Annotated in this window: 8 protein-coding genes and 1 pseudogene; 7 read left to right on the top strand and 2 right to left on the bottom strand. The window is 60.4% G+C overall.

Annotated features, from left to right (window positions below; all coding sequences use genetic code 11):
- Positions 1-44: 44 nt before the first annotated feature.
- Positions 45-1,991 carry an FAD/NAD(P)-binding protein gene (locus tag AK829_RS07635; RefSeq protein WP_052205315.1) on the bottom strand — a complete coding sequence of 649 codons (1,947 nt, stop codon included), beginning with the start codon at positions 1,989-1,991 and terminating at the stop codon, positions 45-47.
- Between the two features lie 55 nt (positions 1,992-2,046).
- Between AK829_RS07635 and AK829_RS07630 the strand changes: the two genes are divergently transcribed.
- The 6 genes from AK829_RS07630 (at position 2,047) to AK829_RS07605 (ending at position 9,920) form a co-directional block, all read left to right on the top strand.
- Positions 2,047-3,726: a TIGR04028 family ABC transporter substrate-binding protein gene (locus AK829_RS07630; RefSeq protein ID WP_232305701.1), complete on the top strand. Its 1,680-nt coding sequence runs from the start codon at positions 2,047-2,049 to the stop codon at positions 3,724-3,726.
- Positions 3,726-4,694, top strand: coding sequence for an ABC transporter permease (locus tag AK829_RS07625; RefSeq protein ID WP_052205314.1), 969 nt, complete (start codon positions 3,726-3,728; stop codon positions 4,692-4,694). Before AK829_RS07630 ends, AK829_RS07625 begins: the two co-directional genes overlap by 1 nt.
- Positions 4,691-5,575 (top strand): ABC transporter permease, encoded by an 885-nt coding sequence (locus AK829_RS07620; protein ID WP_052205313.1) that lies wholly within the window; start codon positions 4,691-4,693, stop codon positions 5,573-5,575. Before AK829_RS07625 ends, AK829_RS07620 begins: the two co-directional genes overlap by 4 nt.
- Entirely contained in the window at positions 5,575-7,191 is a 1,617-nt protein-coding gene (locus tag AK829_RS07615) for a dipeptide ABC transporter ATP-binding protein (RefSeq protein ID WP_052205312.1), read from the top strand. Before AK829_RS07620 ends, AK829_RS07615 begins: the two co-directional genes overlap by 1 nt.
- Positions 7,184-8,404 carry an alkylhydroperoxidase domain protein gene (locus tag AK829_RS07610; RefSeq protein ID WP_052205311.1) on the top strand — a complete coding sequence of 407 codons (1,221 nt, stop codon included), beginning with the start codon at positions 7,184-7,186 and terminating at the stop codon, positions 8,402-8,404. The genes AK829_RS07615 and AK829_RS07610 overlap by 8 nt, the downstream gene beginning before the upstream one ends.
- A 124-nt stretch (positions 8,405-8,528) precedes the next feature.
- Positions 8,529-9,920: an ATP-binding protein gene (locus AK829_RS07605; protein ID WP_052205310.1), complete on the top strand. Its 1,392-nt coding sequence runs from the start codon at positions 8,529-8,531 to the stop codon at positions 9,918-9,920.
- 131 nt (positions 9,921-10,051) lie between these two features.
- On the opposite strand, the gene AK829_RS07600 is transcribed toward AK829_RS07605, so the two are convergent.
- Positions 10,052-10,468 carry a hypothetical protein gene (locus AK829_RS07600; RefSeq protein WP_232305700.1) on the bottom strand — a complete coding sequence of 139 codons (417 nt, stop codon included), beginning with the start codon at positions 10,466-10,468 and terminating at the stop codon, positions 10,052-10,054.
- 270 nt (positions 10,469-10,738) lie between these two features.
- On the opposite strand from AK829_RS07600, the pseudogene AK829_RS12230 reads away from it, so the two are divergent.
- Positions 10,739-11,791: pseudogene (locus AK829_RS12230) on the top strand (type IIL restriction-modification enzyme MmeI); the annotation flags it as partial.
- Positions 11,792-11,815: the final 24 nt, after the last annotated feature.

Raw genomic sequence — 11,815 nt, 5'->3', positions numbered from 1 at the left:
TGGAGACACCATGTGCGACCCCAGCGCCAACCTAAGCCGCAGGCCTAGAGCAGACCCGCTTGCGTCAGAAGCGACAGCGCCGTCTTGTCCGTTTCCTGCAGCATCAGCGGGTTCGTGCCCGGCATGGGTGAGATGGTCGTATCTGCCCACTGCTTGCCGGTGGGAATACCCACGATGTGCAGGCGCGGATCGAGCGTGCCGTCGGGGTGGACGGTGCGTCGGGTGGATGCGTCGGTCTCCGGCGCGGCCGTTTCCACCCCGCCGGGTGCAAACGGGCGCACGCGGGAGCCTTTTCTTAACGACGCCACCAACGCGTCCACCGACGTACGCACATCCGGGCCTGGCAAAAACGCATCTGCCAGCGCCGTTGCGGTGACGGTGCGCGAGTGGCTCCTGGCGGTGTAGGTGCCCTCGGCGCCTGTAGCATCAGAATTGCCAGTGGAGACCTCGGTGGTGGGGTTGGGGCCGAGGAAGGTGGCCAGCGTGGCGTCGGCAAGCGCGAGAAGCTCGCGGGTGCGGAATAGTGGTGGGCCGGAGCCGACCATTTGGCCGAACGCCATGTACTGCGACAGGGCTGCTTCGCGGGGGCCGCGGCCGTTTTCGGTGGCGATAGCGCTGGGTTTGCGGCCTGCGGAGATCACCCACAGGCCAGCCTTGATGGGGGAGTCGGCGGCGGCGACGGCCTCGCGGATGTCATCTGCCATGCGTTTGCCGATGCAGTGGTTGAGCTCTTCCAGCGACAGCGTCTCGGTGCCGGCGAGCGGGTCGGCCCAGTGGGCAAGGTGGAAAGGTTCGGTGCTGAAGTCCGCGCAGGCTGCGCTTAAGGCTTCGGCGACAGGGAAGATGCTGGCGGCACTTGCGTGCGTATCTAGGTCAACGGCGCCGATGGCGGCAAGCACCTCGTCTAAGGGGAGCTTCAATGCTTGCGGACGCACCCGCGCAAGCGTGGTGTAATACGCCGCGTAGGCATCGCGCGCGAGTGCTGGCCAGAGGTCGCGGCCGAAGGAAACCGGCGCCTCGCTGGCCGTGGCAGCAGCGATGGCGGCGCGCAGGCGCGTGAGATCGGCTTTCGGCGGCAGCGAGTGGTACTCGGATTTCGGCAGGTAGGGGTAGCCGCGCCCGGAGGTCACGGCAAGGTGTGGCTCGCGCCCGCTGGGCTCGTAGCGCAGGCCTGAGCGTGTCGACGCATCCTCCACAAAACGCCCACCGCGGCCAATGGTGACAAGTGCCATGAGGTCGAAAAAGCCCATGCCCATGCCGCGCACCAGCACCTGCTCGCCGGGGGCGAGGCGATCCACGTCCTGCTCAACCGGGTTGTTCGCGCCGATGTAGGTCACGCCGGAATCCGCAAACGCCTGCTGTGCAGGCGACATGCCCGGCAGTACCCAGCCGGTGGCAAGCACGGTGGCGTCGGCGTGGATCACGGTGCCATCCGCAAGCTGGATCGCGTCAGTAACGCCGTATTCGTGGATGCTCACCGCGCGGGTGTTGTGCTCAACCACGGTCACGTTCTCCGGCAGCTGGGCCAACGCAACTTGCCATACCCAGCGCAGGTACTCGCCGTAGAGTGCGCGCGAAGGGTTGGACTCTGGTCGGGTTGCGCGGATCTCTTCGGTGAAGGAGGTGGGGAGGGGGTGCGGGTGGGCGCGCATAAGCGGATGCGAATGCTCGCCCCGAAGGGCCTGGATCCACTCGTACATGGTGGGGCCTTCGAGGATGGGGGCGCCGACGGTTGCGCCGGGTTCGGTGAAGAGTGTGACGGCGCCGGCGAGTGTGTTCATGCACAGCGTGTGGGTTTGGGTGGTGTCCCAGACGCGGCCGGCGCCAATCTGAGAGTCATCAATGACGTGGAGGGTGAGCGGGGTCTGGCTCGGGCGCTCGCGCAGGTATGCGGCGAGGCGTTCAGTGATGGAGATCCCGCGGGGGCCCGCTCCGATGATTGCGATGGATGCTGCCACGAATCTAAATCCTCCGGATAGTTGAGTTGGCATCTTCTAGACTGCATAGTCTATTGTTGCGAAACAAACTTGTCTAATAATGAACGGCATGAAGAAAGGCACCATGAACGTCTTGAGAGGGAAGGTGACACCTTCAATAGCAATTGCAGTGGTAGCGGCACTGCTTGCGGGGTGTGCGCCACCGACGAGCGGGAAGTCAGACAACGTGCTGACCTACTTAGAATCCGCCTGGTTTAACAACCTGTACCCGCCGGCGGCCGGCTTTTACCCCAACGGTGGCGTGGTTAACCAGATAACAGACAGATTGCTCTACCAAGACCCCGAGACGCTTGAGCTGCACCCGTGGATTGCCACGGACCTGCCGGAAATCAATGAGGACGCAACGGTGTTCACCTTTGATATCCGCACGGACGTGACGTATTCCGACGGCACCCCCATGACGGCGCAGAACATCGTGGACAACTTTGACCTCTACGGCCTGGGCGACAAGGAGCGGCTGTTTAACGTCTCCGAGCAGATCTCTAATTACGAGCGCGGCGAGGTTGTGGATGAGGACACGGTGCGCTTCTACTTCAGCAAGCCCTCCCCGGGCTTCGCGCAGGCAACTTCCTCCTACAATGCTGGCTTGCTTGGAGACGCCTCGTTGAAGCTCCGCAGCGAAGACTTCGGCCCAGGCAACGCTGTCAATGTGATTGCCTCCGGCCCGTTCGTGGTGGAGTCTGAAACGCTGGGCACCGACCTGGTGCTGCGCGCCCGCGAGGATTACGACTGGGCGCCACCAGTGCTTGAGCACCAGGGGCGTGCGCGTTTAGATGGCATCCACTACACCTTTGCCGCTGAGGAAGCAGTGCGCTCCGGCGCGCTGATCTCCGGACAGGCGGACATGGTGCGCGAGATCTCCGCGCCGGTGGAACCGCACCTGAAAAACCACGGCATCCAGGTAGTTTCCGCCAGCACCAACGGGATGAGCAACCAGCTGGCGTTTCGCTTTAACCACCCGCTGCTGCAGGACATCCGCGTGCGCAAGGCACTGATCCACGGCATTAACCGCGAGGAAATCCTGCGCGTGCTCTACAGCGATTCTTACCCGCTGGCCACCGGGCCGATGGCGTCCACCGCACTCGGCTACACCGAAAAAGCCGGCGAGTACACCTTCGACCCGGAGCTCTCGCGCGAGTTGTTGGATAGCGCCGGGTGGCTCCCGGGACCGGACGGTATCCGCGTGAAGGACGGGCAACGCTTGAGTCTGTGGATTAACTACGCGCAACCGCAGCCGCGTTCCAAGGAACTAGTGACCATGGCGCAGTCTGACCTGCGTGAGCTTGGCATTGAGCTGAACATGGTGGCGGGAGATCGCGCAACGCAAAACGCAGCGGTGAAAGACATTGAGCGGGTGCAGATCATGCACACAGTGGTGGGGCGTGCGGATTATGACGTGATTGTGTCCCACCTGTCGCTCAAGCGCAGGGACGCGCTGCTGAACAACGCCGGCGACGACACGCCTGTGGATCCCACGTTGGAGGAGCTGCTGTCCACGATCTCCTCCACGGCGGATGCCCAGGGGCGTGAGGCGGCATCGCATGCGGTGCAGGACTACCTCACCGAGCAGGCCTACGTGCTGCCGCTGTTTGAAGAGCCGCAGGTCTACGCACTGGCACCGCATGTGAAGGGCTTTGACACCGAAGCGGTGGCACGCCCGAGTTTCTACAGCGTCTACTTCGAAAACGGCGAGGACGAAGAAGTCACCGCAAAGGAGGCCAAGAGCTAATGGGCCGCTACATTGCTAAGCGCTTAGGCCAGGCGCTGATTGTGTTGCTGTTGGCGTACACGCTGGCGTTTTTCCTGCTGTCGGCGTTGCCGTCGGATGGTGTGGCGGCGCGCTACGCGGATCCGGCACTCGGCCTGTCTAACGCGGAGATCGCGGAGATTCGTGAGCAGATGGGTGTGGATAAGCCGCTGCTTGAGCAGTACTTTGCCACGCTCGGCGGGTTGTTTACGGGCAACCTTGGTTACTCGGTGGCAACCGGCACCCCGGTATCTAGCCTGATTGCTCAGGCCGCCCCGCACACGTTTGTGCTGGCGGTGTCTTCCGTTGGCTTGGCCATTGTGGTTGCGCTTGCTGTGGCGTGGGTGGCAACCCTGCCTGGTGGCGGCGTTATTCGCCGGGGTTTCCGCGCGTTGCCGTCGTTTATGGTTTCGCTTCCGGGCTTTTTCATTGCGATTGTGCTGCTGCAGGTGTTTTCTTTCCAGCTTGGCTGGGTCAACGTGGTTAATCCGACCGCGTTTGAGGGCCTGATTTTGCCCACGTTGACGCTGGTTGTGCCGATGGCGGCACCGTTGATTCAGGTGTTGATCCGCTCGATTGATGAGGTCCAGGCGAAGCCCTTCGTCCAGGTACTTCGCGCGCGTGGCGCCAGCGAGTCGCGCATTTTCTGGCGTGACGTGTTGCGCAACGCCCTGCTGCCCGCGATCACCATGGCCGGCCTGCTGTTCGGCGAGCTTGTCGGCGGCGCCGTGGTCACGGAGACGGTGTTTGGCCGCGCGGGCCTTGGCCAGCTCACGGTCAACGCTGTGTCCTCCCGCGACATGCCGGTGCTGCTTGGCGTGGTGCTGATCGCGGCCGCCGCCTACGTGATTATCAATCTCATCGTTGACCTGCTGTATCCGGTCCTAGATGTCCGGCTGCGTGACACCGCTTCAACGCCAACCGAAAAAGCTAAGGAGGGTGCGAAATGAGCACTTCGCTTATCGACGCCCACGTAAACCCCAACAAACGCCCCAAGCGAGACCCTAGGCGTGGTCTCAAGCGCAGCACTCCCAAGCGCTGGAGCGCGCCGGGCACGATCATCGCGATTGTGGTGTTGGCCGTCGCGTTGTTGTGGGCACTGTTCCCAGGCCTGTTTGCCACACATGACCCGTACAAAGGCACGGATGTGGCGCTGCTGGCGCCGAGCTCGCAGCACTTCTTTGGCACCGACGCGGTGGGGCGTGACCTGTTCTCCCGCGTGGTGTTTGGTGCGCGCCAGTCGCTGCTCGGCGCTCTGATTGCCGTGGCTGTTGGTCTGGTGCTGGGTACCCTGATCGGCCTGATTGCCGGCACGCAGCGCGGCTGGGTGGAAACAGTCTTGATGCGCTTTGTCGATGTGCTTTTAGCCATCCCCGGCATCCTGCTTTCTTTGTCCATCATCATCGTGACCGGCTTCGGCTCTCTGCAGGCTGCGTTTGCCGTGGGTATGACGTCTGTGGCTACGTTTGCGCGTTTGGCGCGCTCCCAGGTCATCCAGATTGTAAACGCTGAATTCGTCGAAGCCGCCTACGGCTCCGGTGCAACGCAGGCCCAGGTGCTGGTGCGCCACGTGCTGCCGAACTCGCTCACCCCAGTCTTGGCGCTGGCTGCGCTGCAGTTTGGTAGCGCGATCCTGCAGCTATCCATCCTCGGGTTCCTAGGCTACGGCGCACCGCCGCCCGTGCCGGAGTGGGGCCTGTTGATTGCAGAGGGCCGCGACTTCATGGCCACCGCATGGTGGCTGATCCTGCTGCCTGGCCTGGCAATTGTTGCCACGGTCATGTCCGCTAACCGCCTGTCTGAGGCGATCCGATCGGAAGGGGAGAAGTAATGAGCACCCCAGAAAATAATCCACTGCTGTCCGTCGAGGGCTTGACTGTGTCCTACGGCGGCAAGGATCCGGTGGTGCAGGACGTGTCCTTTGCTGTGGAGGCCGGCAAGATCACCGCGATTGTGGGTGAGTCCGGCTCCGGTAAGACAACGTCTGCCATGGCGTCGATTGGGTTATTGGATCCCAGTGCGCACATCCACAGCGGCACGGTTCTTTTTAAAGGTGAGGACATTACCGGCGCCACCAACGCACAGTGGCGTCAGCTGCGCGGCGTGCACATCGGCCTGGTGCCGCAGGACCCGAACAACTCGCTGAACCCGCTGAAAACCATTGGTGCCTCGGTCGAGGACGGGATGGCAATCCATGGGATCGGGGATGCGGCCAGCCGCAAGGAGCGCACGCTTGCCCTTCTTGAGCGCGTGGGTATTGATGACCCGGAGCGTCGCTACGCCCAGTACCCGCACGAGCTTTCTGGCGGCATGAAGCAGCGTGTGCTGATTGCTGCGGCGGTTGCGTTGGAGCCGCAGGTGATTATTGCGGACGAGCCGACGTCTGCACTCGATGTGACCGTGCAGAAAACCATCCTGGATTTGTTGGATGAGATGCGTGCGGAGCTTGGCCTGGGCATCGTTCTGATTACCCATGACCTAGCGGTTGCGGGCGATCGCGCGGATGACGTGGTGATTATGCAGCGCGGCCGCGTCGTTGAGCGTGGGCCCGCGGGCGAGGTGTTGGCGAACCCAACGCAGGAGTACTCCAGGCGGTTGTTGGATAACGCGCCGTCGCTCGCGGTGGCGGATGCCTACCACCGCCCGTCGCCAAGTGCGGAGACGCTTTTGAGCGTTGAGGGCCTAAGCAAGCAGTTCGGCGATTTCACCGCGATTGAGAACATTTCCTTTGAGGTCAAGCGCGGATCTACTCACGCGCTGGTTGGCGGTTCCGGTTCCGGCAAGACCACCACGGGCCGTGCAATTGCCATGTTTAATCAGCCCACGGCCGGCACTGTCACTTTGGACGGTACGGACCTGACGCAGCTGACACCGCGTGAGAAGCGCGCGATGCGTGCGCGCGTGCAGATGGTGTACCAAAACCCGTATGCGTCGCTGGATCCGAAGATGCGGATTCGTGACATTGTGGCGGAGCCCGTGCGCAACCTGCACGGGGTGAGCAAATCCAAGAGCCTGAAGCTTGCAGAGGAGTACCTGGACCGCGTCGCACTTGACCCGTCGGTGTTCGCCCAGCGTATGCCGGCGCAGCTGTCGGGTGGCCAGCGCCAGCGTGTGGCGATTGCGCGTGCGCTGATCGTGCAGCCGGAGCTTGTGGTGCTGGATGAGGCGGTGTCTGCGCTTGATGTGACGGTGCAGGCGCAGATTTTGGAGTTGTTGGAGCAGCTGCAGCGTGAGCTGGGCTTGACGTATGTGTTTATCTCGCATGACCTGGCGGTGGTGCGTCAGATTTCGGATACGGTGAGTGTGTTCCATCGCGGCCGCCAGGTGGAGACCGGCCCGACCGATACGGTGTTTACGCACCCGCGGCATGAGGTCACGCGTGAGTTGATTGACGCTATTCCGGGCAGCGTGTTCCGCGCCCGGCAGTTAGGAGAGTTCGTTGTCTAACATTATTGATGTTCTAGCTGGGGTTACGCTGCCTGAACGTGCGGCTCGTCCCGAGGCTGTAGCCAATGCTGAGCGCAGCTTTGAGGCACTGTTTGAGAGCAGTTTGCTTATCGACGTCCCCGTTAACCACCGCTACGCCACCGCCGCCTTCATCGCCGGTATTTCTGGCGACGCCCGCGCGTTTGACTTCTACGCCGACCTTTTGAGTGATGAGGACGAGGCGTTGGTAGACGTCGTCGCCTCCGCCGTGGAGGTGGGCCGTTCCACCGGCCCGTATTCCGGTGGGGACTTCGTTCTCTTTGGTGGTGCTGAGGGTGTTGATGGGCTGGATGCAAAGCTTGCCGCCGCGTTCGACTTCGCGCACCTGTTGACCTTCCACCCGAAGGACGCCTCACCTGCGGCGATCGGTCACCTGCAGGAGGCAGGCTACACCGAAACCGGCATCGTATCGTTGTCCCAGCTGATCTCGTTTGTGGCGTTTCAGCTGCGCGTGGCGCACGGCGTGCGGGTGCTCGCAGGCGCTTCTGGTGCCGCTGGGGTTTCGGGGGCTTCGGTAGAAGCACCCGCGCGTGCTGTGGGTGTTGCGGATCCGGGCTGGGCGCCAACGCTAGCAACCCTGCAGCCCGAGGTTGTCGCACCGGCAGGCTTTGTCAACCACTCGCTGGGGTGGAAGCCGTGGGTTGCACCTCTGCCGAAGGATGAGTTCACCGAGGAGCACATTGATGCGCTGATCAAACCTGAGCGTATTGATATGGAGTACTTCCGTCTTCTGGCGCGTGACCCGGCGGCGCTGAAGGCGCGCACCTTGACGGATCTGGACATTTTCTACAACACGGAAGGTGGCCTTGCGCGTGCGGAGCGTGAGCTGGCGGCCACGGTGGCGTCGCGGCTCAATGGGTGCGAGTACTGCGCTTCCGTCCACCAGGCGCGTGCCAAGGAAGAGGGCGGGGACGCCGAGATTATTGATCGCCTGCTTACCGAAGGCGTGGATACGGACCTTGGCTCCCCACTGTGGAACGCGATCCGTGACGCAGCTGTGGCGCTGACCCGCACCCCGTTCGCGTTTGGCAAGGCCGAGGTTGAAGCACTGCGCGCGGCTGGTCTTGATGACGTGTCGATTATCGACGTCATCAACGCCTCCGCCTTCTTCAACTGGGCAAACCGCCTGATGCTCACCCTCGGTGCGCCGGATGTGCCGAAGCGCTTCCGCTAGGCGGTCGGGGGTGCGTGATTCTGGGTGCGTTTCGAGCTACTCGAAACGTGCTCGAAACGAATTTTCCTAGTCTGACCTGCGAATAACAATCCACTCGAAACGGTTTCGAGTAGAATGTTGAGCCGTGAGTGTGCAGCGCAACTTTTCTGAGGATCCCCGCCAGCTTCTGCAGGTCCCGGAGGATCAGTGGTTTGAGCGCAAGTCCTTCCGTATTAAGCCGAAGGATTTGGCCAAGACCATTGTGGGCATGGCCAATGCTGAAGGCGGCATTATTGCCGTTGGTATTACGGACTGTGAGTTTGATGGGCGTCCAAGCGCCACGCAGGACAACGATCTGCGACAGACGGCGTTGGACCATACCGATCCAACAGTCCGAGTGCAGATTGAGGTTTGCGGGGCAGGGGAGGGTGCGCAGGTGTATCTCTTCCATGTGCTGCCAAGTGAGCGTGTGCATTACTTAAAATCCGGCGAGTGCTATCTGCGGGTTGGCGATGAATCTCGTCAGCTGAAGGCGGACGATATTCTTGAGCTTCGCTACACCAAGGGTGAGCAGCAGTACGACGCGACGGTCCCGCCGAGGGTTAGCGTCAGTGACCTGGATCTGGAGCTGGTCGGGGATTATGCCGAGGCGATTGGGTCATCCTCCGCGGAAAATGCCTTGAAGGCCCGGAATCTGATTGACCGCGAAGGCAATCCGCGTACGGCCGCCATCTTGCTGTTTGGTAAAAACCCGCAAGAGTTTTTCCCTAACGCCCATATTCGGGTGCTTCGCTTTGGTGAGGATCAGCGACTGCCTGGCCAGATGCAGCAGCTGATGGATGATCAGCGTTTTGATGGACCAATACCGAAACAAATCCAGGCTGCCCAAGAAGTGATCGGCGCAATGCTGCCTAGTGTTCGTAGGTTGACGGGCTCGGGCTTGTTTGAGGACGAGAACCTGATTCCCCATGACGTCTGGCTTGAGGGGTTAGTCAACGCAGTAGTGCACCGCTCGTACAGCATGGCCGGGGATCATATTCGCTTTGAGATCTACCCGGGACGTATTGAGATTTCGAGTCCTGGGCGGTTCCCGGGCTTGGCTGACCCTACTAAGCCTGAGTCCATTGCGCGCTTTGCGCGTAACCCACTTATCGCTCGCGTGACTGCGGAGCTTCGTATCGGTCAGGAGCTGGGGGAGGGGATCCGACGCATGTTTGCCAGCATGCGCAGGGTGGGATTTGCTGATCCGGTTTATAACCAAACAAGTGGCAGTGTCGTGCTTACGCTGAATGCGATTCAGCGTTTAGATCCCCAGGTCTTGCAAAGCTTGCCTCGCTACGCCGAGAAAGTGCTGACGGTGCTTGAAACAAATGGACGGCCGATGTCTACAGGTGAGATTGCTGAAGTGTTGGAGCTTTCCGCTCCGCCCGTGCGCCGGGCGCTGCAGGCAATGCGCGACGCACGGTTGGTGCAGTGGCGCGGAAACGGTCCGCGTGATCCGCGCGCTGTTTGGTATGTCGAGGGGATATTGCGTTAAGTAATTCTGAGTGCATTTCGAGCTACTTGAAACGTACTTGAAACGTGCTCGAAACGAATTTTCCTAGTCTGACCTGCGGATAGCAATCTACTCGAAACGGTTTCGAGTAGATTGTTTCGAGTGCTCGCGCCTTAGGCGTAGGCCAGTCGGCGCGACCCATCCACGTGCGGGTACAGCACCCACGCGGCGCCGAACAATACGACAAACGTCACTGCCACGCCCCATAGGGGCCACGCTGCGAGTGGCGTCAACATGAGGAGCAGCCACCAAACCATAAGCGGAAGCATCATGCTTATTTGGGGTCCCGTGTATACGTTCTTTTGTTCCCCATACGCCCGCATTTGCTTGCGGTAGGGGTGTGCAAGCGTGACTGCGACTGTTGCGATGACGCACGCCAGCGCGAGCATCACTTTAGTGCCAATGGCCAGTTGTGAAACTAGGACTGCTACCGATCCGGCGACTCCAAGTGAGCCAATCACGTGCACGATGATCGGCGTGGGGATCGGCGTTTTTCGGTTAAGGGCCTCGGCAGCGCTAATGGGAATCACGCCAAAGACGTTACCGTCTATCCGGCAGGTTTAGAACTTCCAGTTTTCTGTTCGTAGTGGCGAATCAGTTGATCTACTACAGGGATTCGCGCGTCGAGGGAGTACGAGGCACAAGGACGCTGATCCTGTAAGGCACGGACCACGGCTCCGACATACGCAGGGGGCAAAATCCTGCTGAAGCTAAAACAACGCCTTCCACATTGATCATCATGTTCGAATGGGAGTGACGTGCCACTCTAAGCTGTGCCGTCGCACTCTAGACTGTTTCGCATGGCAAGACTAGGACTAAAGGCGATTGAAGAGCGGGTTGCTCCGCTCGCCGTAAAAGTTGAATATGACCGAGAAATCATCTTCGATTTGTTGCTCGCCTATGGACGATCAAAAGGAAACGTCACCCGGCTACGCAATGGCAGCCTTAATATCGCCGACGACCCCGCGCATGAGGTGGGCCAGAAAAACGTAGTCTACTTTCGGGAGACCACCGGGGATCTACTAGAAGAGCTAGAAACACTCCGAGTGTCACCGACCGTAGTGAAGTACAGCCCGCGTTTTGTCATTGTCACGGACTACCAGGACATGCTGGCGTTTGACACCAAGACAACGGAGAACCGTAAGTTTCCCCTTCGTGAAATCGATCAACACTTCACCTTCTTCTTGCCGTGGGCGGGGATGGAGAAGACGCAGTACACCTCGGAATCTCACGCCGACGTTAAAGCTGCGGAGCGGATGGGCAAGCTCTTTGATGAGCTCGCTTCTGCCAACCCGGACATGATGGCTGTTGATGCATCGCGACACGGTCTGAATGTCTTATTCACACGTCTGTTGTTTTGTTTCTTCGCAGAAGACACGGGCATTTTTGGGGAAAATCAGTTCACTAATGCTGTTGCCTCACAAACTTTGGGTGATGGCTCAGATATGGACACGTTCCTGCGTGAGCTTTTCGCAGCATTGGATACAGCAGCCCCAGAAGAAAAACCGGCGTATCTCGCTGATTTTCCGTACGTAAATGGTCGTCTTTTCCGTGAGAATGCTCTGCTGACCGTCCCGCGCTTCACCGCTAAGGCGCGTGAGGCTCTGATCGATCTGGGGACGTTGAAGTGGCAGGACATTAACCCGGATATTTTCGGTTCGATGTTCCAAGTCATCGTTACCCCAGGGCAACGTTCAAACCTTGGACAGCACTACACCTCAGTGCCGAACATTCTGAAGACGATTGAGCCGTTGTTCTTGGATGAGCTGAAGGAAGAATTCGACGCGGCATATGACAGTCGGGTGAAGCTCGACCGACTGCTCGACCGCATTGCAAACATCAAGGTTTTTGAAACTTTCATGCCACGACGGATACAA

The organism is Corynebacterium riegelii, from assembly GCF_001263755.1.
Classification (GTDB): domain Bacteria; phylum Actinomycetota; class Actinomycetes; order Mycobacteriales; family Mycobacteriaceae; genus Corynebacterium; species Corynebacterium riegelii.
Note: the sequence above shows the minus strand (reverse complement) of the source record. Positions and strands in the feature narration are given on the sequence as shown.